This window comes from Bradyrhizobium sp. 215_C5_N1_1, assembly GCF_052075935.1.
In the GTDB taxonomy this organism is placed as follows: domain Bacteria; phylum Pseudomonadota; class Alphaproteobacteria; order Rhizobiales; family Xanthobacteraceae; genus Bradyrhizobium; species Bradyrhizobium barranii.
This window is the reverse complement of sequence record NZ_CP197228.1, coordinates 3,588,694-3,608,271: the sequence shown is the minus strand read 5'-3', so window position 1 is coordinate 3,608,271 and position 19,578 is coordinate 3,588,694. Positions and strand designations below refer to the sequence as shown.

The window sequence follows — 19,578 nt, the reverse complement described above, 5'->3', positions numbered from 1 at the left end:
CCGGTATCCTCTTCGCTCGAAAACGCTTTAGGCGTTCAGCCGGTCGAACTGGACCTTGCCTGCCTTCATCACCATCGGGATGTGCTCGCCCTGGCCGAGCAGGCAGGCCACATCGCGCAGCGGGTTGCCGTCGACCACGAGCAGGTCCGCAATAGCGTCGGGCGCGATCCGGCCGAGCTTGCCCTCCATGCCGAGCACTTCGGCGCCGATCAAAGTCGCGCTGGCGATGACGGAGCGCGCTCCCAGAATTTCGGCGCGAATGCGGAATTCGTCGCTCTGGAGGCGTTGAGAAGCTCCAAGCAGATCGCTGCCAAATCCCATCTTTACCCCGGCGTCGCGATAGATCGCGAGCGAGCGCAGACCGGCGTCGCGGACATCGGCGATCTTGGCCACGCTCTCCGGCGGCAGGCCGTATTGGGCGCCCTCGTTGGCCAGCGCCTCGTAGGTGACGAGGGTCGGCACCACATAGGCACCCTTTTCGGCCATCAGGCGCGCGGTCGGAGCATCGGCCAGATTGCCATGCTCGATGGTGCGCACGCCGCAGCGAACCGCGCGTTCGATGGCGGCAGCGGTGTAGGCGTGGGCGAGCACGTAGGTCTGGCGCCCGCGCGCCTCCTCGACGATGGCGCGGATCTCGTCCTCGGAGTAGCCGAAGGCGCCGACCGGATCGGTCGGTGAAGCGACGCCGCCGGACGCCATGATCTTGATCTGGTCGGCGCCCATCTGGAGCTCCTCGCGTGCCGCCCTGCGCACGCCATCGACGCCGTCGGCAACGCGCGCCAGCGCCCCGACACGCACGCAGCAGGGACACGGGGCGTCGCTCGCGAGGTAATCCGAGCGCGCGCGCATATCACCGTGGCCGCCGGTCTGGCTGAGCGCACGGCCGGAGACGAACAGCCGCGGCCCGTCGGTCAGGCCGGTCTCGATCGCCTGCTTCAGCGCATGGCCGGCGCCGCCGGCGTCGCGGACGGTGGTAAAGCCACGCCGCAGCATGCCGCGCAGCAGCAGCGTCGAGCGCAGCGTCACCAGCACGTTCGGCATGTGCACCTGCTGCGCCAGGTTAAGCTCAACGGCGATGGCGTGCACATGCAGGTCGATCAGGCCGGGCATCAGCGTCCTGCCCTTGAGATCGATGGTGCGATCGGCGGTGGCCTGGATCGGCCGGTCCGAGACCTCCTTGATCAGGCTGTCTTCGACCAGCACATCATGGCCTGCCAGCAATTCCGCCTGGAGCGGATCGAGCAGCGCGGCGTTCTTGAAGAGGATGCTGGACATCGCGGAATCCTGTCAGAAGTCGGCCGGCGCAAGCAGCGCCGGCAAGGTGAGCTGGGCAAAGGGAAGGCACGCGGCGATATCGTCCTCGCCATACCAGCCCGCCTCGTGAAGCAGATTGAGCGAGCCGAGCGTACGGCCGCGCCAGCGCACGGGCATGTTGAGCACGCTCGCGCAGCCGAGCGAGGCGATCAGCTCGTGGTCGGAAAACACCTTGCGCAGATCGTCCCGCGTTCGGCCGATATAGGCCTCGCCGCGGTCGAGCACGGCCTCGGTCCACGGGCCCGGCGCGAGGCGCTTGCGTCCGCCGGTCGGATACGGACCGGGAAGATTGGAATAGACCCGCGCGGCTTCGCCGCTGTCGCCGTCGTAGGTCAGGATCGTGAACAGCTTGTGCCCGATCGCCGACTTCACGGCTTCGTCGAGTGCCGCGAACAGTGCATCCGGCTGATCCGCCCTGCTCTGCGCCGCCGCGACGGCGCAGAGCCAGGGATCAGCGGTAACTTTCGTCCGCGTCATGCGACTTCACCCGCCGCGATCTCTTCCAGCGAGCGGCCGCGCGTCGGCACGCCCATCAGCACGACGGTGACTGCCCCAAGCAGCAGCACAGTGGTGGTGACCCCGAATACGCCGGCGAAGCCGAAATTCGGATAGAGATAGCCGACCAGGATCGGCGAGACGATCGCGCCGATGCGACCGATTGCGGAGGCGAGCCCGGCACCCGTGGTCCTGACCGGCGTCGGGAATACTTCGGCGGTATAGGCATAGACGCCCGCATAGGTGCCGTTCATGAACAGGGACAGGAAGATCCCCGCCGCCATGATCTGCTGGTCGCTTTGCGCGAAGGCGAGCCCGAGCGCGCTGGCACCGCCGAGCACCATGTAGGTCGCGATCGTCGCCTGCCGCCCGATGCGCTCGTTGAAATACGCGGCGCTGAAATAACCGGGGATCTGCGCGCAATAGATCGCGATCGAATAGGCGAAGCTCTTGGTAATGCTCATCCCGTTCTGGACCAGCAGGCCGGGGATCCAGACGAAGAAGGAATAATAGCTGAAGGTGATCGCCAGCCACATGATCCAGGTCATGATGGTGATGCGCGCCTGGCGGCCGGCGAGCAGCGCCGCGAAATTGGCGAGCAGCGTTCCGGTAGCTCCGGCCGGCGCCGTCGCTTCGACGACCGGCTGCGGCAGGACATGGCCCGCGCGCGCAAAGCCTGCCTCGATCCTGTCGAGGACGGCTTCGGCTTCCTTCTTCCGTCCCCGGCTTTCGAGCCAGCGCGGCGATTCCGGCAGCGCCCGGCGCCACCACAGCAGCATGACGACCGGCACCGCTGTGATCACCAGCACGATGCGCCAGCCGTTCTCGTAGGCGGGAACGATGAAGTAGCCGAGCAAGGCTGCGGCGACGAAGCCGAAGGAGAAGAAGCCGGCGAGTGCGCCGGTAAAGCTGCCGCGATAGCGCCGCGCGACGAACTCTGCGAGATAGGGCGCGATGATCGCGCTCTCCGCGCCGGTCCCCATGCCGGCGACAACGCGGGCGGCAAAGAAGGACGGCCAGGTATCGACCATCGCGCTCACGATCGATGCTGCGCAGTAAAGCGCCAGCGCCGACATCATCACCGCGCGGCGCCCGATCAGGTCACCGAGCGTACCGGCGAACAACGCGCCGAACAGGAAGCCGATATAGGTGCTGCTGCCGAGCACGCCGATCTGGACGCTCGACAGATTCCACGCCGTGCGCAGCACCGGCAGGATGAAGGCCAGCACGGCTGCGTCCATCGCGTCGAATGCGTAGCCGAGCCCGCCCATCAACAGCAGATGCGTGTGGAAGCGTGCGAACGGAAGGCGCTCGATGCGCGCCGATATCATCGACATGAAAGTCCCCTCAGTCTTGGCGGCCCGGCGCTCCGCGTGTCCCTTGGGGAACCATAGACAAAGTGACATTATCGTCATAATTTATAATCATGATCTAATATATCACCACGGTGAATGTCTGTGTCGTTCCGCGCGCTCGACCTCAATCTCCTGAAAGTCTTCGAGGCGCTGATGACCGAAGGCAGTGTCACCCGCGCGGCGAGCGCGCTGACGATGACGCAGCCCGCGGTCAGCAACGCACTCGCACGCCTGCGCGGCGCGCTCGGCGACCCCCTGTTCGTCCGATCAGGCACCGGGATTCGTCCGACCCAGCGCGCCGTGGTGCTGTGGGAGCCGATCGGCGAGGCGCTGGAAAGCGTCCGTGGCGCGCTCGACGAGCAGGTATTCGATCCCGCCCGCGCGCAGACCGAGTTCAGCCTGTCGATGTCGGACTACGTCGCCTCGCTGGTGATGCCGAACCTCCTCGGTCATCTCGGCAAGGTTGCGCCCAAGGCGCGCGTCCACACCGTCCCCAACACCATTTTGGAGATCGCCGATCAGCTCGAGGACAACAGGGTCGATTGCGTGCTGAGCGTCTACGTCAACGAGGCGCAACAGCCGGCCGCCATTCGCTCGCGTTCGCTGTGGACGGTCGACTACGCCTGCTTCATGCGGCGCGGCCATCCGCTCGCGGCGATGAAGCGGCTGAGCACGCGCAGCTTCCTCAACGCGGGGCACGTGGATGTGAGCCTCGCCGGCAAGACCTTACCGTCCTACGATCTTTTCCTCGCCTCGCGCGGGCTGTCGCGCAACCTGGTCGCGACCGTCAATCATTACAGCGCCGCCTACGAGGTCGTGCGCCAGTCCGACCTGATCGCCGTGCTGCCGAGCGATCTGCGCTCGCAATCCCGGCACGCGCCGTTCCTGCACGCCATGCCGATTCCGCTCAAGGCGCCACCGCGCATCGTCAGCCTGTTCTGGCACCAGCGCAACGACACCGTACCGGCGCAACGCTGGCTGCGCGAGACCCTGGTCGAGACGTTCGCCAAGTCCGACTGAGCCGGCGGGGCGATGAAAAACCGGAAACCCAGCCTTTCCCGGAGCAGCATTGTCGAAGCGGTCTCCGCGCCTTAGCTGCAATGCAAAGCATTTCTTCCCACATAACGGGCGCCGCTCGCGCCCCTCCCCCGCAGAGACCTGATCGATGACCTCACCGCTTCAATTCGGACTGGATACCTTTGGCGACGTGACGAAGGACGCGAGCAACGCCATGCTTCCCCATGCGCAGGTGATCCGCAATGTCGTCGACGAAGCCGTGCTGGCCGACGAGCTCGGCCTCGACTTCATCGGCCTCGGCGAGCATCACCGATCTGATTTTGCGATCTCCTCACCCGAGACCGTGCTGGCCGCGATCGCGTCGCGCACCAGGCGCATCCATCTCGGCTCGGCCGTGACGGTGCTGAGCTCGGACGATCCGATTCGCGTGTTCCAGCGCTTTGCCACGCTCGATGCGCTCTCCAACGGCCGCGCCGAGGTCATCCTCGGCCGCGGATCCTTCACCGAATCCTTTCCGCTGTTCGGCTTCGACCTGCGCGCTTACGAGGCGCTGTTCGAGGAGAAGCTCGACCTGTTCACGGCACTCTTGTCGCAGCAGCCGGTGACCTGGGAGGGCAAGCTGCGTCCGCCGCTGAAAGATCAACTGGTCTATCCGCCGGTCGAGAACGGCCGGCTCAAGACCTGGATCGGCGTCGGCGGCAGCCCGCAATCGGTGGTGCGCGCCGCGCATTACGACCTGCCCCTGATGCTCGCGATCATCGGCGGCGATCCCGCGCGCTTTGCGCCCTACGTCGATCTCTATCACCGCGCCTTCAAGGATTTCGGCCGTCCGGCACAGCCGATCGGCGTGCACTCGCCCGGTTACGTCGCCGAGACGGATGAGCAGGCGCGCGAAGAGCTGTGGCCCGACTACAAGGCGATGCGCGACCGGATCGGCAAGGAGCGCGGCTGGCCGCCGATGGGCCGCGACGAGTTCGTCAATGAGGCCGAGCACGGCTCGCTCTATGTCGGCTCGCCGGAAACCGTCGCGCGCAAGATCGCCAAGACCGCAAAGGCGCTTGGCATTTCGCGCTTCCAGCTGAAGTATTCGGCGGGGCCTTTGCCGCACGAGAAGCTGATGCGGAGCATCGAGCTTTACGGGGGGAAAGTGGTGCCGCTGGTCAGGGAGATGATGGGGTGACTTACGCTCTGAGCCAGTCCGCCTGCGCCCTCCCGGCTACGGCGTGACAGCCTTCGCTAGCTTCGCGTGACGGTGATTTGGTCTGGCTTGCCCAGCCGTAGCTCGCGAAGCGAGCGAAGGCTGGTGGGGGAGGCAGGACTCGAACCTGCGAAGCCATGAGGCGGCTGATTTACAGTCAGCTCCCTTTGCCACTCGGGACACTCCCCCGCTCGACGGCAGCACAATCGGGCCGGACCTTGCCGGCGACCGAAGACGGCCACGGAACGTGAAGGCCGCGACAGCCCGGATGGGGGCGCGACCGGGCGCGTTTATGGGCGATGCGGTGGGGCAAAGTCAACCGAGGCGAACAGCTAAAATCGCCCCCGAAGCCACCCAAATTGCCATATTCCGGGACCCGTGACACAAGCGAGCCCATGAAGGATCGAAAATTCACCCCAAGGGGCCCCCGCGGCGGGGCTAAGCCCTTCAACAGGCCCGGAAAATCAGCCGGCCGGCCGGCTTGGCGCGACCGCGATTCGCAGTCCGACGGACCGGTCATCCTCTATGGCTGGCACACCGTGACCATGGCGCTGGCCAACCCTCAGCGGCAGATCCGCAAGCTGACGCTGACCGAGAACGCCGCAAAGCGGCTTGCGGACGAGAACATCGCGACCCGCGTCGCGCCCGAGATCGTCCGGCCCCAGGAGATCGACCGCCTGCTGTCGCCCGACGCCGTGCACCAGGGCCTGCTGGCCGAGGCCGACGCCCTGCCCTCGCCCGACATCGAGACCCTGGAGCAGGAAGGCATGGTGCTGGTGCTCGACCAGATCACCGATCCGCACAATGTCGGCGCCATCCTGCGCTCCGCAGCGGCGTTCGCGGTGAAGGCGATCGTCACCACGGCGCGCCACAGCCCCGAGGCAACCGGCGTGCTGGCCAAGGCCGCTTCCGGCGCTCTCGAGCTGGTGCCAATGGTGACCGTGCAGAACCTCGCCCGCGCACTCACCGCGCTGAACGAGCGCGGCTTCCAGACCGTTGGGCTGGACAGCGAAGGCAGCGAGGACCTCTCGAACGTCACGCTGCGCGAGCCGCTCGCGCTGGTGCTTGGTGCCGAAGGCAAGGGCCTGCGGCAATTGACCCGCGAGACATGCAGCGTCGTGGCGCGGCTCGACATGCCCGGCGAGATCAAGAGCCTCAACGTCTCCAACGCCGCCGTGCTCTCGCTCTATGTTGGCGCGAGCCGTCTCGGGTTGATGAAGCGCTAGAGCGTTTTCGAGCGAAGTGGATACCGGTTCGCGTCAAGAAAACGCGTCAAACTAAGAATCCAAAAAACAAAACGCCCGTCCGCATCGCGCGGACGGGCGTTTCGTCAACTCAACCAATCAAACGATCAGTAATAGCGGCGCAGCACGCGGTGGCCGCCGTAATAGTACGGCGCGGCGCGACGGGCGTAGCCGTAGCGGGGACCGTAGCCGTAATGCACGCGCGGCAGATAGCCGTAGCGCGGGCCATAGCCGTAGCGATACGGACGGTAGTACGGGCGCTGATAGGGATAGGCGGCCGGGGCTTCGACCGCGGCGGCACGATAGCCATAGCCGTTGCCGTAGCCATAACCACGGCCGTAGCCGTAGTTGGCGGGCGCGACGACTGCGTCCTCACGATAGGTCGGGTACGGCGCGAATGCGCCCGGTCCGGTGTAGGTCGGGCCCTGGTTGACGTAGTAATACTGCGTGGCTGGCTCGGCGAGGTGCTCAAAGCCCCATCCGCCATAACCCGGGCCATAGCCCCAGCTACCGCAACCCGTGTTGCAGCCGCTATAGACCGGCGCAACCGGTGCGCACGTGCTGAAGCCGCAAGCCGCGGCGGGCGCGGTGGCGACGAACATCACGGCAGCCGCCGCAACCAGTCCCGAAATCATCTGACGCATTACTCTCTCCTGTTGATTTTCGTATCTTGGATTTTTTCTTGAATTTTTGACGTTTCTTAAGTTGGCGGCCTTCCGGGCGCCTGTGCATGCGGCCGCGGCCGAGGACGCCGCGGACGGTCGTTGATCTCAGGCGCAAAGATCACCGGCGGCGGATTGACGGGCACGTCCATCTGCGGCGGCAGCGGCGCCGATTGCACACCCCAGCTCTGGTGATAGCTCTCGGCGGGCCTGGGCAATTTGCGGTTGGCGGGCGGCTCGACCTCGAGCCGGCCGTAGCCGGGCCGCAAGCCCATGGTCGGATAATAATGGCCGACGTCCTCGGGCTGCCGCTCCGCGATGTAGCGCCCGCCATAGATGGTCGGCTGCACCTGGACGTTCTTGCCGAGACCCCAGACACCCTCGACCACGCTGTAGGACGCGTCGATGTTGTCGATGATGATGGGCACGCCCGGGCGGCCAGGAACGACGATATCGAAGCCGCCGCCGGCAAACGCCGTCGCGGGCAATCCGATCAGAAAGGCGGCGAGCGCGAGAGCGCGCATGGAAGGATCCCGGTTTATCCGACGCTCAACCTATCCGATCGCCACGCGGAGAGGGTTAAGGCCCGCTCACCAATTTCCGGTAAGCCTAACGTGCAAGGGTCGATAGCGGCTCAAATGCCGCAAGCTGCGCTAGCGAAGCGTTAACGGGACACAAACCCGCCGCACATGCTGGATCGCACGAGGTTGCGTGACACAAACCGCACATCCTCCGCGGGCTCACGTCGATGTGACCCCACATGCGAGAATCCGCGGAACGACTGCCGAATGGCGCGCTTAGCACAGGTCTCAACAACATGGAGCAAATGCCATGACGAGCCTGAAGCGTCTTGGCTTGGCCGCGATCGTCGCGTCCACGCTGGCAACACCGGCCTTCGCGCAAACCACAGTCGACAATTCGGGCCCCTGCACGGGGCTCTTCCAGGATCCCAATTGCCAGAATCTCACCCCCGGCAATCCCACCACCGATCGCGCCTCTCGGCGCCGGCACATGGCCCGCGGCCAAGTGAATCCGGATGACGGAACTCGATCGGGCTTTTGGCCGGTCGACACCGCGGGCGCCGTTGCTGGCGCCGCCGTCGGCACCGCGGCAGCCGTTGCATCCGCGCCGTTCCGCGGCTGGGACAATTCCTACGCCTATGACACTTCCGGTGGGTATGCCGGCGGCCGCAGCGAAATGGGCTGGTACGGCAATTGGGATACCTATGCGGCCCGCAACGGCATCGTTTGCCGGCCCGGGACCTGGTACAAGGGAGCGGACGGCCTCCAGCACATCTGCCAGTAAGGCCCTCTTCCATCGGGTTGAATGGTTTCAGGCGGCCCTACGGGCCGCCTGTTTCATGTCGGCGAAACCCACCCCTGGAAGCATGGAATGCCGAAAAAGTTCACTTCGCGGATATGAGGTGACACATGAAACGACTACCCGGCACCGCCGCCATCGTCCTGGCCTCCGCAGCACTGCTCGCCCTGACGGGCGCAGCCCACGCGGTCGATCACGGCAAGGCCGCCAGCGACTACGGTTTTGCGAACGCCTCCCTCGAACTCTATTGCAAGGGTATCCTGACCGTGGCCGATGCGAAGGAGAAAGCCAAGCTCGACCGGATGTACCGAAACAATTCACGCTGGAAAAAGGACTACGCCGAGGGTTACGACTACATCGCCAATCGTGAGCGGCGCGACATGTCCAGTCTCTGGTCGATCTGTGTCGATGCGGCCTCACGACAAAAGTGGTTAAGGATCGACCCGGAGGTACGGGTCATCCTGCAGGACTACGCCGACGGAAAACTTAAAGAAAACGAAGCGCAGGAACAATTGAACCAGAAGAATGCGGCCTTGTTGGCCGTTCCTGCGACCGAAGAAGCATCCGACGTGGAAAGCACCAAGATCAGTCTGGCAATCAGGATCGCGTTGTACGAATCGGTCTGCGAGATCAAGCTGTCCCCGGCTGTCGAGCAGGCCAAGGAGCTATTGCTGAAAAACGTCGGCAAGAAAATAGTGATGGTAGGCAGCGCCGCTATCATCGGGTCGTGGAACGGCGACAAGGCTGCGATGGCCAAGTGGTGCGCTGGCGCTCCCAAGACGCTGCGCATGATCGAAGAGGGTATGAAGCCATGAAGTTTGCCCTCACCTCCGTCACCCTTCGCGCTCTGCCCTGCAATGCGCAGGCGCAGACGATGGAGGAAAACGGTCGCTAATGCTTTAGCGCGGCGCGTTCGCTATCATCTTAGCGACCCTTTCCCTTCATGATCTCGTCTATCATCATGAGCGTATCTTTATACGCTTGATCCATCACCGGGCGGCAAGTGCCCTCGAACTGATCACGCAACACTTTGATGTTGTCGCACTTGCGCGACATCTCGTTTGTCATCTTGTCGTTGGCGACCGTAGCCAAGGCTCCAACCGCTTCTTTGGAAACGCCAGCCTGCGCACCTATGCGAATGCTGCGACCGTGCAACACGCCTGCTGCAGTCTTGAGTTTGCCGAGCAAAGGGTCGCTTGGGTCTTTTTGCTCACGACAGACGGCATCAATAGTCGCGTAATTCGCGCAGCTGATTGCATCGTCTAGAGGCGCCGCGCGAGCGTCGGCGGCTGCGAGCACCGCGGCGATGGCGAGAAAGCGTTTCATGTCTCGTCCTCACTCCAAAGGGACGTATTTGGTTCCGAGACCGCGCAAGGCTTTGACAGCTTTGGAGCACCATTCGTTGTGTCAGCTTTAGTCTTCCAAGAATCGGTTGACGGTTGCGCCGACGATCATCCGCTCTTTTGGTCTGACATCCTTCGCCCGCACGTCCTTGAAACGGGGCAGTCTGGTTTCACAAAGCGATTTCCGGCTCTACACATTTTCTGCCAGGCGGCGGTGCGGACAAGAGCGCAAGCCAGTCAGACTAGACCTACACCCCGACTGCGGCTATATCGACGCAAACGCTGCCCGACCGTGCACCCCAACGTGCCGAGCGGACAAGTTTCTTCTCGTTAACTGCTTATAATTGTTTGGTTTTGCCGGCTTAGCTCAGCGGTAGAGCAGCGGTTTTGTAATGCGCAGAGGCGCGTGATGGGCCGTACTGCTCTATATGTTTTTGTTGGAATTTTCCGCCTGCCAACGCACTCATTGTACGTCTGATATCGCCGCGTACTGCGGAGTTTGTGGCCAACATTGGGGCCAAGTCGCTCCGCTCCAGCACGATAGTTGCCGGCCATGATCTCGAGCCAGGCCCGCTCGTCCGGCATGGCCGCGTCCGCCGCCATCCCGGCACAGGCGCTCCGTTCGCGAGCTCGTCGATGTCGTAGAGCCGTCGGCGCTCAGCTCAGGGCATGGCTCGATGCAATCTCAGTGTCGAGTAAAGTTGAACTGCTGACTACCACGCTCGCGCGGGTCTGGGCCGTGCTCGGTCAAGCGATACCCTTCATGGGCCGAGACAAACGACTTCCCTGGGATCGAATAGCGAACGTACTTCACCAGTTTGTCGCTTCCCGATGCCAACCGCCCCGGTCCGTTGTTGCTGAGCAGCGAGGTCTGAGTCTCCGCTTTGTCCGCTCCATCGCGGATGGGAACGCGATACCAAACCATCCTAGCTGGCTGCGTTGCGCACAGCGCTTTAACCGTCCCGATTGCATCCTCGACATATTGGATTGCACCGTTTGAGTGCATCAGGTCGACATTCCCGAGCCAGTCCGCCGCCTTCTCGATTTCAGTGAAAAACATTAAGCGGTTTGAGGCCAGTTTGCTCGCTCGTCGCACCATGGCGGGCGTCTCGACGATGGCCCAACGAATGTCAGGCGATTGTTGTTGCGCAACCTTGTAATGGATGCCGGCACCGCCCCCGAAATCGAGCACGGTTCCTACATTTTCAACGAGCGGCCAATTTCCTTCTGGTTGGAATGCCACAGTCTTACGATAGATAGACTCGACCAACTCTTCATTTTCGTAGCCTTCGATCACCGCGCGAGGCGGAAATAGCCGGCGAAGCACCTTCTGCATCAAACTCATAGGCGGGTTAGCCCCGATGTTTCTGGTTGCGCTGCTGCATGGTCACAATCAGAAACGTATAGAAACAGTCAAGTCACAATTTGAAATGCTTGTGGCGTCCGCTTGACGCGGAAAGTTGCCCACACCCACGACACGCAGTATCCCGCGCGCGCTCCGAGCCACCAGTAATCGACAATTTGACTCTCGCGTGCGCCGCGCTTGGATGGCGGGCATGCCTCGCCCTGTCCGCCGCCACACGCCTACGTACGCCGACGGCCGGCAGATGAAAATCACATTCGGCGAGATGCGTGAAATGGGCGTGCGCGGCGTGCTGGTCTACTGCCATTGTGGCCATCACATTGCCCTGGAGGCCGATCGGTGGCCTGACAATGTAAGGCTTTCCGATCTCGAGCCGCGGCTGGTCTGCCGGGGCTGCGGTGGCCGCGGAGGAGAAGTCCGGCCAGACTTCGAACGAGGCAATCCACAGCTTGCAATCATGGGGTACCGAAACACGAAATGACCAAGGGCTGGGGGCGGCCCAAGCTGAAGAGGGATCAATGACCGTCTGGATCTACGACCAAGGCAAAGACCTGATGGTGTTCGCGACTGAGGAAGTTGCCAAGGTTTGGCTCGATGAACACGATCCGGAGGGCGTGGCCTTCGAGTACGACGTGGTGGGCTTGCCAGGCTGACCGAGTGATCGTGACGCGGGGTCCATGGGAAAAGCCGCAGCGTGGTTCCAGCCCCCACTGCGGCATTCCCGGATAACTTGAAATCGGTTGGTACTTAAATCGCGCCGGTGTTCCTTCAGTAGAACACCCCGTTCCGAAAATGGAGTCCGGACAACTACCGGACTCCGGTTTTCTACGCATTGTCACTTGGAGGGCCGACGTGGCACGGCATGGCTATTCCAGCCCCAATGCTCCCGGCTGCCGATCCAATTGCGGATTAGAGCGCCGGGAGTGCGAGGCCCGCCAGCGTGAACCGGCGGGCCCGTCGTTTTCAGCGCCTCAACCGTCTGCGGTGCGTCATCAGCCGCTGCCGGTCGCGCTTCCTGTGCATTCGGCGCCGGCGCTTCATGCTGGCCCCCGCAACTCGCTATTCCAGCGGGCGTCGTACTCCTTTTCCAGCGCTACCAGCATTTCGGCAGAATGAAACACGGCGAACCGCAAATGATCGTTTTCGATGCTCGCGTTCAACATCAACTCTGCGGCTATACCGGTCATCCTCACGCAATCCCGAAGGCTGGTTTCCATATCTCGGAAAGCCTCGGCGTGACGTTCGGCGATGTTGACCTCGGAGCGGTCGGGCACCAGTTCGATGACGTTGCTCATGCTGATCGCTCCCGGTTCTCGCAATCTCGCTCAACCAGCCGAAACAATGATCGCAGGAAAAGGATCTCGAACGGTTGAAGATTGCGGCCCGACTCCTCGTCGCCGGACTGATCCATTACGACGTCGGCGACGCTGGCGAGCGACCACAGTTCAACCGTCCGAACCTTGCTCGTCTTGCTCATGAGGCGCGTAAGCCTGCGCAGCGCTGCGTCCCGCCGCTCGGACGTGCCCTCAATGACGATCTCGGCAACGGTCGAATTGCCGGTGTGCTCGGCGCGCCATGCACCGTTGATTGCGCCATTGATGGAGGTGTAGGTCACGGCCGCTCGCATGATCGCAGAGGCTCTATCGAGATCTTCCTCAGTTTTGAGCCGGCTGGGCGGCGCTGCGGGGATGATCTGTGCGGCAACAGCCGCCGTTGCTGCGGTGCGTGCAGCGTCCAGGTCAATGATGTTGGATGGGCTCGCAATCGAGCTAGGAGAGTCGCTGGTGCGCTCTCCCGTTTCGGGCTGTCCAGTGGCGGGGGTGGCAGAAAACGAATCCACGGACTCCGCTCGTGGCGGAAACATGGGTCTCTCGATGGTCATGGTGGTTGCTCTTCAGATTTGGCTTATCAAGGCCGCAGGCGGTGACGGACCGCCAAGCCGGGAGTTGATAAACCGCTGAAGAGACGGTCCGGTGTGCTTTTAAGCTTTCGCTCTGGACATGGCGCACCGCTCCCGGCCATAATGGCCAGGTCGGTGCACCCGCCAAGGTGCCACCAGCGCTGTAGAGCCCGCCAAGGCTCAGTCGCGCAGACGGATCTCCGGCGCCAACCGGGAAACGTCGTCTTCAGTCCGGGTTATCAAGCCCACGGACATCCTGATCCTGATTTGGTTAAAAAAGCAATTCCCCTCGTGGGGCGCCTCGGCGCGCCTGCGTGCTGGTGGATTGCGGGGATGCCGGCGGCGCCGGATTCGCCAAGGCCGGTCGAAAGCGTCAGCATCACGTGGTCCTGCCCCATGAGGATCGCCATGACGTCGCCATCCCCGCAGACACTCGAGCGCGAGAGAGACAAGCTGTTCTTGACCGACGCCGAACTGATCCGGCGCCTCGGCGTGCCGGAAAAGATCATGCGGCCAATGTTGCCTGGGCTCGAAGCCAAATACGGATTTCCGAGGAAGCAGGCGCTCTTCGGGGCGAGACGGTACTGGCCCGCCGTGAAGGCGTGGCTGGATAAGCACAACGGGTTGCCCGTCCTTCGATGATTGAGCGTTACGATGCCCATGCTCACCCTCAAAGAGACAGCTGAACAACTCGGCGTATCCAAGCGCTGGCTGCAATATTGGCTAGCCGAGCATCCGGTCGATGCCGCCGGCGTACCGTTCTATATCCCGTTCGGGAACAGGAAAAAATTCGAACCGCAAGACCTCGATCGCATGCGCACCCACATGCGCGAAATCGAGGCCGCGCGCCTCGGGCCCAGTGTCAAAGCAAAAGCGAAGATGACCGGTCTAATGGCCCACGTCGGCGACTACGCGCAGTTGGTCGCTTTCCGTGAAGCAGCGGAGCGCAGAAAACGAGAGGAGAAAGCAAAGCAAGGTCCTCGCCGACGTGTAACGTTGCCTGGCGGGCCAAAATGAGCGGCTTAGGGCCTGATGATCTCGATCTGAGCCGGCGTGACGTCGACCATGGGCGGACTGGGATCGTGAGTAATGATCTGGATGACCACGCCTGGCGATGCGGTGCCGGGAAGTGGCGCTGATGCCGCCTCCGGCACGACTCCGATCAGGCCCAGAACGAAGCTCGAGGCGCGATCGCGGACCATTTCGTTCGGGCTGTCGAGCAGAGCCAGCTTCGTGGCGCTGGCCCGCGCGGCACCGACGGCGAGCGAGCGCTTGATCTTCTGGCGGAGGTGCTCGGTGATGTGGGGCTTGGAGAGTTCCCGGGACAGGTGCTCTCGGCTAAGTCCGGCCTGGTCGGCCGCATCGGTGATTGTCCTGGCGTCGCCCGTCACCATGGCATCGATGGCAGCCCGGACCCTTGCCGAGATCGGTTTGGGTTTCTGCGGCCTGTCGGCGGCGGACGGAAGTTTGTCGGTCATCACGCGGTCATCTCCATTCCGATCCTGGCAATAATTAAAGGACCCGGCGTGTCCTTTGTGATCGACACACGCGGATCATAGGACGACCCCGGCGGCGGCCACAATTCGACGGTCTCTCGAAGGATCGGCGGCTTTGTCGCGTCGTCGCCCTGGTTGTAGGCGGTGACGCGGCGAGAAGCTGTGATGTCGCCGAGTGCCGGGGACGTCGGGGTTTGCTTGCTGCTGAACAGCGCGTTCATCACGAAACCGGTCGAGTTGATGACGTAGACCGCCAGATTTGCAATTTGCCGCATCTTCATACCCTGGTCTGCTTCACTGCCAAGGGGCGCAATTGGACAGAACGGCTCGACGGTCAGCGTCCACGGCTGGCCCGCGACAAGAGACGCAACTGTCAGATCTTCACCGCCCTTGAACTGAGGAATGATGAACCCGTTGGCGTCGATCTGGTACGTGCCCATCGCGCGCGTCACCTGGTCGATCAGCGTCACGCTCTGTGATGGGATGAACCACAGAGGCCCCTTCCCACCCGGTGGTGTGAAGGCCGCGGGCAGCGAATTAACCGATAGCGCGCAATCGAGATATTGCGTGTCATCGAGCACCTCGACGATGCCCGTGCCGAAATAAGTTCCGGTGAAATAGACATCAGCGTTCCATGCCGACACCCACGCCAGCGTCGCGGCACCTGACCACGGCACCCAGCCGATCTTCGGAACACTGTTGGAAGCAAGGCTCGTGGCGTCGTATTTCCCAACGACGGTAGAGCCGTCAGAGTTCATCGCGTAGGCATAGCGCTCGTTGAAGCTGCCGTCTGCCGAGGGACAGGCAATGGCCCTGATGTTCGAAAACAGATGCGAGTGAAATTCGGTGAGGTTTTTGGTGTTGAACGGCCGCAGGTAGGCGCCGGTCGCAATGATCGCCATCATCGAGTTCAGGCCGGCGTTCACGTAGAGGATGGCTTCTTGCGCAAGACGTGGTTGGACCTGCGCCGAGCCGTCTGCCGAAAGCGTCTGGAACGCGACGCTGCCGGGCTTCAACGGGTTGGTCGCCGAAATCGGGATGTAATAGATGCGCCGGTCGCAGAAGATGAACTCCGAGCCTTCCGGGCCCGGCACGACGTAGTAGACCTGCACCTTGTTCGGCGCGATTTCGAAGATCGCATTGTCCGGCGTGGAATCGACATAGAGATCATTCGGCGAGTTGATCGCCGACCAAAGAATGCCCCCGGGTACCGCCGGGAAATTGCAGAAACCGACGCGAAACTGATCGACGAACACCGAGGCCGGATAGCCGCGATAGTCGTTCATCACCTCTTCGTCCCAGACCGCAATCGCTTGCGGCGCGCCAGTTGCTACCGCAGACACGTTTGAGTTTGCAGACGGCCCAACGACAGCGTCGTTGATCGTGAAAAACTTGATTGTTGTCGCCCCGATCGGCACGAGCTGGATCACCAGCGACGTCGTGCTGGCGCTCGATATCGACGCGGACCATATGCCGCCGTTGCCGATTATCGTTTCGCCGCCATTCAGGAAGGCAGTCCCGGTGCTCAACTGAATTAGAAGAACGGTCCCAAAGGTCACTATGCCGGTAACGATGCCGCTTGCACCTGAGACGGAACCCGTAACGGTGTCACCCACCTTTGGCGTCGCGCCGATCCGGCCTGAAATCTGCACCGATTGCTGATTTGGCGAAGCGATGACGATTCCGGACGCACCGGACGATGTTCCGAGCACGACGTCGCCAACGCCGAAATTTCCGATTGCGCCTGCCAAGCTGAGTGTTTGGCTCGGCGGCAACGGTTCGAGCACCGTTGCATTCATCGTCGTGGTGTTGACGAGTGCGCCAATAAGGATTTGACGGCCGGCATAGCGGATGCGCGTGCCCGTCAAATTGGCTGCCGCAATCGGCGCAGAGAACTCCACCGCGATCGCGCCTGTAATCGCCGTGGGCCTCAGGGTAATGCCCTTCGGGGAGAGGCGGTAGAACGGCGTGCGCTTCTGGCTGCTCGCGGTGACGAGCTCGTTGTAGTCAGCAACTGACCACGGCGCCACGCCGTCATAGGTGTAGACCTGTGGTCGCATGCCGGCAGATGTGACGTACACTTTCTGGTCAAGCACGGCGTAGACAACCTTGTCCAGATTTGCGGTCGTCCACGGCAGAGCTGCACCGTTCGCCTGCGTGGTGAATTCGTTTACGACCGCGTCCGCCGAGTTGAGAAACTGAAGGCGACCGTTGCCGAAACCAATCTTGAAGTCGACGCCGGCTGCGATCGTGAACTTTTCAAACCGCGTGCACCCGTTCGAAACAGGGAACAGCGCTCGGCGCCCGCTGCGATTCTGCGCGCCGCCAGCATTGAGGAGGCGGGTGTTCTTTGCCTGGCGCAAACCGGCCTTGCGCGCCGGGTGATCGTCAGCCCACTTCAACGTGACGTCGACCTCGCCGAACGAGAAGTCACGTTGGGCACCTGGGATCTTCTGCACCATTGTTCCGGCCCCGCCTCAGTTGATCCGGTATGCCGAGATGGCGCTGTCTTTTGAGTTGCCTGACGCATTGAACAGGATCTTGCCGGTGGTCGCGGACGTGTCCTTGACTGATATCCGCAGGTTGCCCGCCGGCGAGGCCTTGAAGCCTGACAGGGTGATTGTGATCGGCACGTTCGCGCCGACGCCCTGTGCTTGAGCCGATGCGATCACAGTAGCTCCGTCCCAGAGCTTGGCGTTGAAGATCGCACCCGACCCGGTATCGGTAAGTGTCACAGTGCCCGACACAAACCAGGTCCCGCTCGATCCAACGTTGACCGAAGGCCCGTCGAAATAATTTGCCGTGTTGTTAAGCGCGACATCAGCCCCAATAGAGTTCGTCGACGGCGCGATCGCCATCGAGGAGAGGTTGCCGGACGTGTCGTTGGTGAGAATGCCTGCGGTGCCGGCAATCTGCGGGAGTTGAACGCCGGCTGTGCCGAGGCCGCCTTGGGCGATGATAAGAGAAATGCCCGTGCCGTCTAGAATTGACGTTGCCAACGCTGGCTTGATCTGAATTGACCCGTTGGAGTCGCCATAGATCGTCCCGCTTTTGGCGACGCCGGAAGCGTTAATGCCCTGGAAAGTGATTGGCTGGCTGTTGACCGTTGTGGCTCCAGTCGTCGCGGGCCCGGCGGTGAAGGCGCTGACGGCAGAGCCTGCCATCGTCCGATAGCCATTGCTCCACTTCGCGCCCGTGACGACGCTGAGCGCATTCAGTTGAAAGCCGTCGCCTTGACTAGTCGTAGAGGTGCCGCCGCCGGCGACGCCGATGCCGAAGACATTGCCGATCGTCGGCTCTCCACCGCCAGCCAGTTTGATGATGTTGATGTCGGCTTCAAAACTTCCGAGAAAGTTCGAGTTTTGACCGGGATTGAGCACGCCCCCAGGAGCGCCGCCGTCGCTGTTCGTGACAATCGTATTGCCGCCGAACACGCTGGCGTTGGCAATCGACGTTGCGCCCTGGCCGAACATGCCGACTGCGACGGCGCCGCCACCACCCGTTGGAGATCCGGTGATGGCATATCCCGCAGTTCCGAGGCATCCATGCGTGGTAGTGTCCGAGGCTCCAATGCGACACGTTCCGACGATCGCGCTTTGCGTCGGGGATGCTGGAAGATTATATCCCTCCTGCTGACCGGCAGGGATCGGCGTCCCCAGCGAAACCTGCAAAGCGTTGTTTGAGACGGTAAGAGTTGACGGGTTGGCAATCTGCGAGAAGAGGGCTGCGTTGCCGGGGTTGCCGGCCTGATATGCCGGCGTAGCGGCAAGCGAATTTCCGGAGGTGTTGTTCCAGAATGCGATATTGCCGACAACAGATGAACCAGGGCCCGCCGGCACAGTTGCTGGCAGACGCGCGGCCGATAGCGTGCCGCTCGTGATGTTGCTGGCGTTCGTGGTGTCGGTCGTAGCCGACGCGGCCGGTGCTCCCCCATCCTTCAGAAGCTGTCCCGTTGTGCCGTTGAACAGCGCGAAGTGATTATCGACCGAACTGGCCGGGCCGACGACACTGCCGCTGCCAGCGCCTGCAACACAGGTCGGGATCAACCCGGTGACATTGAACCCGAGAAATTTACCCGCACACGCGGATGGCAGCGGGAGTAGCCCGAGGGTTTGGCCCGGCTGAGACAGAAGCGCGCGGCCCGTGACGTCATTCGTCTTGTCCCAGAGTTCGCGGTTCTGAGCGACAAGGTCGGTCAAGGCGAGATTGAGATCGCGCGCTGCGACGCCGGTGCTCTCCGAAAATTGCGAGGTGCGCCGCGGGCGCCGCGCGCCGACGATCTGCACCGTGCCGGTCTGAGCATTGTTGAAGGTCAGGATGGCGTCGCTGATCGGTCGCGCGCGGGTCGCCAAGGTCTGCGTCGGGACCGTGATCGTCCAGCCGAAGGTCGCGTCGTTGTAGTTGACGCGCGCGCCGTTGAGCCAGACTTCGACCCAGTTCTGATAATCAACCCCGTCGCCTAGAAGGGCGAAATTCAGGGCGCATGAGCACTGGGTTCCGGTGATGGAATATGACGTTCTTCGCTCAGCATCCGGCAGTGCGGGCACGGGAGGTGGTACCTGGGCGAGCGCTGGGCCGAGCCCGGCGATCGTGGCAATGACGAAGACGATGCGACGGAGGTTCATTGCCCGTCCTCGCAGTCAAAGGCAGGGATACGCGCGAACCAGCGCGGAAACACGAGGTCGTCGTTGGCATCACGCCACCGTCCGTCGTCGGGATCCTGGTTGCCGACAAAGGCGAGATCCAGGTTGCCGCTACCAGTTCGCAGCAACAGCGGGCCGCAGGCCCTTGGGGCTTTCGTGATGAATTGCCAATTCGTGTCTGACACGAGCGAAGGTCTCCAAAGGCAGCCCGGTCGGAAAGCCCTGCGC

Annotated in this window: 22 protein-coding genes and 1 tRNA gene; 8 read left to right on the top strand and 15 right to left on the bottom strand. The window is 62.6% G+C overall.

The features are described from left to right. Positions 1-27 precede the first annotated feature (27 nt). Genes AB7G19_RS17220 through AB7G19_RS17210 form a run of 3 tightly spaced genes read right to left on the bottom strand, consistent with a single transcriptional unit; the run spans position 28 to position 3,146 of the window. Complete coding sequence (locus tag AB7G19_RS17220) at positions 28-1,275, bottom strand: metal-dependent hydrolase family protein (protein WP_166342329.1); 1,248 nt, start codon at positions 1,273-1,275, stop codon at positions 28-30. Positions 1,276-1,287: 12 nt separating this feature from the next. Next, positions 1,288-1,791, bottom strand: coding sequence for a GAF domain-containing protein (locus AB7G19_RS17215; protein ID WP_071912729.1), 504 nt, complete (start codon positions 1,789-1,791; stop codon positions 1,288-1,290). Then, positions 1,788-3,146 (bottom strand): MFS transporter, encoded by a 1,359-nt coding sequence (locus tag AB7G19_RS17210; protein WP_166342330.1) that lies wholly within the window; start codon positions 3,144-3,146, stop codon positions 1,788-1,790. The genes AB7G19_RS17215 and AB7G19_RS17210 overlap by 4 nt, the downstream gene beginning before the upstream one ends. A gap of 114 nt (positions 3,147-3,260) precedes the next feature. Between AB7G19_RS17210 and AB7G19_RS17205 the strand changes: the two genes are divergently transcribed. Both AB7G19_RS17205 and AB7G19_RS17200 read left to right on the top strand, forming a co-directional pair. Further along, positions 3,261-4,184, top strand: coding sequence for a LysR family transcriptional regulator (locus tag AB7G19_RS17205; RefSeq protein WP_283016897.1), 924 nt, complete (start codon positions 3,261-3,263; stop codon positions 4,182-4,184). Between the two features lie 145 nt (positions 4,185-4,329). After that, positions 4,330-5,361 carry an LLM class flavin-dependent oxidoreductase gene (locus AB7G19_RS17200; protein ID WP_441267995.1) on the top strand — a complete coding sequence of 344 codons (1,032 nt, stop codon included), beginning with the start codon at positions 4,330-4,332 and terminating at the stop codon, positions 5,359-5,361. Between the two features lie 121 nt (positions 5,362-5,482). Here the strand turns inward: AB7G19_RS17200 and AB7G19_RS17195 are convergent. After that, positions 5,483-5,568: transfer RNA gene (locus tag AB7G19_RS17195), tRNA-Tyr, on the bottom strand. A 206-nt stretch (positions 5,569-5,774) separates the two neighbouring features. Here AB7G19_RS17195 and rlmB point away from each other — a divergent pair. Continuing rightward, positions 5,775-6,605, top strand: coding sequence for a 23S rRNA (guanosine(2251)-2'-O)-methyltransferase RlmB (rlmB, locus tag AB7G19_RS17190; RefSeq protein WP_166342332.1), 831 nt, complete (start codon positions 5,775-5,777; stop codon positions 6,603-6,605). A 125-nt stretch (positions 6,606-6,730) separates the two neighbouring features. On the opposite strand, the gene AB7G19_RS17185 is transcribed toward rlmB, so the two are convergent. Both AB7G19_RS17185 and AB7G19_RS17180 read right to left on the bottom strand, forming a co-directional pair. Beyond that, positions 6,731-7,267, bottom strand: a complete 537-nt coding sequence (locus AB7G19_RS17185; RefSeq protein WP_071912721.1) for a hypothetical protein — start codon at positions 7,265-7,267, stop codon at positions 6,731-6,733. A gap of 56 nt (positions 7,268-7,323) precedes the next feature. After that, positions 7,324-7,809, bottom strand: a complete 486-nt coding sequence (locus tag AB7G19_RS17180) for a hypothetical protein (protein ID WP_071912719.1) — start codon at positions 7,807-7,809, stop codon at positions 7,324-7,326. Positions 7,810-8,116: 307 nt separating this feature from the next. Between AB7G19_RS17180 and AB7G19_RS17175 the strand changes: the two genes are divergently transcribed. Beyond that, the gene (locus AB7G19_RS17175) at positions 8,117-8,590 is read left to right on the top strand and encodes a hypothetical protein (protein WP_166342335.1); all 474 of its coding nucleotides are present in this window, start codon (positions 8,117-8,119) and stop codon (positions 8,588-8,590) included. 125 nt (positions 8,591-8,715) lie between these two features. Beyond that, positions 8,716-9,420 carry a hypothetical protein gene (locus AB7G19_RS17170; protein WP_166342336.1) on the top strand — a complete coding sequence of 235 codons (705 nt, stop codon included), beginning with the start codon at positions 8,716-8,718 and terminating at the stop codon, positions 9,418-9,420. A gap of 109 nt (positions 9,421-9,529) precedes the next feature. Here AB7G19_RS17170 and AB7G19_RS17165 read toward each other — a convergent pair whose 3' ends face one another. Together AB7G19_RS17165 and AB7G19_RS17160 are read right to left on the bottom strand one after the other, a co-directional pair. Then, on the bottom strand, positions 9,530-9,931 hold the full coding sequence (locus AB7G19_RS17165) for a hypothetical protein (protein ID WP_166342337.1): 402 nt from the start codon (positions 9,929-9,931) through the stop codon (positions 9,530-9,532). Between the two features lie 702 nt (positions 9,932-10,633). Next, positions 10,634-11,293, bottom strand: coding sequence for a hypothetical protein (locus AB7G19_RS17160; RefSeq protein WP_441267994.1), 660 nt, complete (start codon positions 11,291-11,293; stop codon positions 10,634-10,636). Positions 11,294-11,555: 262 nt separating this feature from the next. Between AB7G19_RS17160 and AB7G19_RS17155 the strand changes: the two genes are divergently transcribed. Beyond that, on the top strand, positions 11,556-11,792 hold the full coding sequence (locus AB7G19_RS17155) for a hypothetical protein (RefSeq protein WP_441267993.1): 237 nt from the start codon (positions 11,556-11,558) through the stop codon (positions 11,790-11,792). Between the two features lie 37 nt (positions 11,793-11,829). Then, on the top strand, positions 11,830-11,964 hold the full coding sequence (locus AB7G19_RS17150) for a hypothetical protein (RefSeq protein ID WP_441267992.1): 135 nt from the start codon (positions 11,830-11,832) through the stop codon (positions 11,962-11,964). 384 nt (positions 11,965-12,348) lie between these two features. Here AB7G19_RS17150 and AB7G19_RS17145 read toward each other — a convergent pair whose 3' ends face one another. The 3 genes from AB7G19_RS17145 to AB7G19_RS17135 form a co-directional block, all read right to left on the bottom strand. Continuing rightward, entirely contained in the window at positions 12,349-12,606 is a 258-nt protein-coding gene (locus AB7G19_RS17145; protein ID WP_441267991.1) for a hypothetical protein, read from the bottom strand. Then, positions 12,603-13,193 carry a hypothetical protein gene (locus AB7G19_RS17140; RefSeq protein WP_441267990.1) on the bottom strand — a complete coding sequence of 197 codons (591 nt, stop codon included), beginning with the start codon at positions 13,191-13,193 and terminating at the stop codon, positions 12,603-12,605. The genes AB7G19_RS17145 and AB7G19_RS17140 overlap by 4 nt, the downstream gene beginning before the upstream one ends. 257 nt (positions 13,194-13,450) lie before the next feature. After that, positions 13,451-13,873 carry a hypothetical protein gene (locus tag AB7G19_RS17135; RefSeq protein ID WP_441267989.1) on the bottom strand — a complete coding sequence of 141 codons (423 nt, stop codon included), beginning with the start codon at positions 13,871-13,873 and terminating at the stop codon, positions 13,451-13,453. On the opposite strand from AB7G19_RS17135, the gene AB7G19_RS17130 reads away from it, so the two are divergent. Further along, positions 13,866-14,228: a helix-turn-helix domain-containing protein gene (locus AB7G19_RS17130; RefSeq protein WP_441267988.1), complete on the top strand. Its 363-nt coding sequence runs from the start codon at positions 13,866-13,868 to the stop codon at positions 14,226-14,228. The genes AB7G19_RS17135 and AB7G19_RS17130 overlap by 8 nt on opposite strands. Positions 14,229-14,233: 5 nt before the next feature. On the opposite strand, the gene AB7G19_RS17125 is transcribed toward AB7G19_RS17130, so the two are convergent. From AB7G19_RS17125 to AB7G19_RS17110, 4 genes are read right to left on the bottom strand one after another with little or no spacing between them, the layout of a single operon-like run. Then, positions 14,234-14,689, bottom strand: coding sequence for a hypothetical protein (locus AB7G19_RS17125; protein WP_441267987.1), 456 nt, complete (start codon positions 14,687-14,689; stop codon positions 14,234-14,236). Further along, entirely contained in the window at positions 14,689-17,169 is a 2,481-nt protein-coding gene (locus AB7G19_RS17120; protein ID WP_441267986.1) for a hypothetical protein, read from the bottom strand. Before AB7G19_RS17120 ends, AB7G19_RS17125 begins: the two co-directional genes overlap by 1 nt. A 15-nt stretch (positions 17,170-17,184) precedes the next feature. Continuing rightward, positions 17,185-19,332: a hypothetical protein gene (locus AB7G19_RS17115; protein ID WP_441267985.1), complete on the bottom strand. Its 2,148-nt coding sequence runs from the start codon at positions 19,330-19,332 to the stop codon at positions 17,185-17,187. Beyond that, positions 19,329-19,535 carry a hypothetical protein gene (locus tag AB7G19_RS17110; protein WP_441267984.1) on the bottom strand — a complete coding sequence of 69 codons (207 nt, stop codon included), beginning with the start codon at positions 19,533-19,535 and terminating at the stop codon, positions 19,329-19,331. The genes AB7G19_RS17115 and AB7G19_RS17110 overlap by 4 nt, the downstream gene beginning before the upstream one ends. Between the last annotated feature and the right edge of the window lie 43 nt (positions 19,536-19,578).

What these genes read in the sequence shown, in the direction of transcription:
- AB7G19_RS17120 (WP_441267986.1), bottom strand. Translation starts at nt 17,169, where the DNA reads ATGGTGCAGAAGATCCCAGGTGCCCAACGTGACTTCTCGTTCGGCGAG.
- AB7G19_RS17210 (WP_166342330.1), bottom strand. Translation starts at nt 3,146, where the DNA reads ATGTCGATGATATCGGCGCGCATCGAGCGCCTTCCGTTCGCACGCTTC.
- AB7G19_RS17220 (WP_166342329.1), bottom strand. Translation starts at nt 1,275, where the DNA reads ATGTCCAGCATCCTCTTCAAGAACGCCGCGCTGCTCGATCCGCTCCAG.
- AB7G19_RS17170 (WP_166342336.1), top strand. Translation starts at nt 8,716, where the DNA reads ATGAAACGACTACCCGGCACCGCCGCCATCGTCCTGGCCTCCGCAGCA.
- AB7G19_RS17115 (WP_441267985.1), bottom strand. Translation starts at nt 19,332, where the DNA reads ATGAACCTCCGTCGCATCGTCTTCGTCATTGCCACGATCGCCGGGCTC.
- AB7G19_RS17125 (WP_441267987.1), bottom strand. Translation starts at nt 14,689, where the DNA reads ATGACCGACAAACTTCCGTCCGCCGCCGACAGGCCGCAGAAACCCAAA.
- AB7G19_RS17200 (WP_441267995.1), top strand. Translation starts at nt 4,330, where the DNA reads ATGACCTCACCGCTTCAATTCGGACTGGATACCTTTGGCGACGTGACG.
- AB7G19_RS17130 (WP_441267988.1), top strand. Translation starts at nt 13,866, where the DNA reads ATGCCCATGCTCACCCTCAAAGAGACAGCTGAACAACTCGGCGTATCC.
- AB7G19_RS17135 (WP_441267989.1), bottom strand. Translation starts at nt 13,873, where the DNA reads ATGGGCATCGTAACGCTCAATCATCGAAGGACGGGCAACCCGTTGTGC.
- AB7G19_RS17205 (WP_283016897.1), top strand. Translation starts at nt 3,261, where the DNA reads ATGTCTGTGTCGTTCCGCGCGCTCGACCTCAATCTCCTGAAAGTCTTC.
- AB7G19_RS17145 (WP_441267991.1), bottom strand. Translation starts at nt 12,606, where the DNA reads ATGAGCAACGTCATCGAACTGGTGCCCGACCGCTCCGAGGTCAACATC.
- AB7G19_RS17185 (WP_071912721.1), bottom strand. Translation starts at nt 7,267, where the DNA reads ATGCGTCAGATGATTTCGGGACTGGTTGCGGCGGCTGCCGTGATGTTC.
- AB7G19_RS17160 (WP_441267994.1), bottom strand. Translation starts at nt 11,293, where the DNA reads ATGAGTTTGATGCAGAAGGTGCTTCGCCGGCTATTTCCGCCTCGCGCG.
- AB7G19_RS17155 (WP_441267993.1), top strand. Translation starts at nt 11,556, where the DNA reads ATGAAAATCACATTCGGCGAGATGCGTGAAATGGGCGTGCGCGGCGTG.
- AB7G19_RS17175 (WP_166342335.1), top strand. Translation starts at nt 8,117, where the DNA reads ATGACGAGCCTGAAGCGTCTTGGCTTGGCCGCGATCGTCGCGTCCACG.
- AB7G19_RS17180 (WP_071912719.1), bottom strand. Translation starts at nt 7,809, where the DNA reads ATGCGCGCTCTCGCGCTCGCCGCCTTTCTGATCGGATTGCCCGCGACG.
- AB7G19_RS17215 (WP_071912729.1), bottom strand. Translation starts at nt 1,791, where the DNA reads ATGACGCGGACGAAAGTTACCGCTGATCCCTGGCTCTGCGCCGTCGCG.
- AB7G19_RS17140 (WP_441267990.1), bottom strand. Translation starts at nt 13,193, where the DNA reads ATGACCATCGAGAGACCCATGTTTCCGCCACGAGCGGAGTCCGTGGAT.
- rlmB (WP_166342332.1), top strand. Translation starts at nt 5,775, where the DNA reads ATGAAGGATCGAAAATTCACCCCAAGGGGCCCCCGCGGCGGGGCTAAG.
- AB7G19_RS17150 (WP_441267992.1), top strand. Translation starts at nt 11,830, where the DNA reads ATGACCGTCTGGATCTACGACCAAGGCAAAGACCTGATGGTGTTCGCG.
- AB7G19_RS17165 (WP_166342337.1), bottom strand. Translation starts at nt 9,931, where the DNA reads ATGAAACGCTTTCTCGCCATCGCCGCGGTGCTCGCAGCCGCCGACGCT.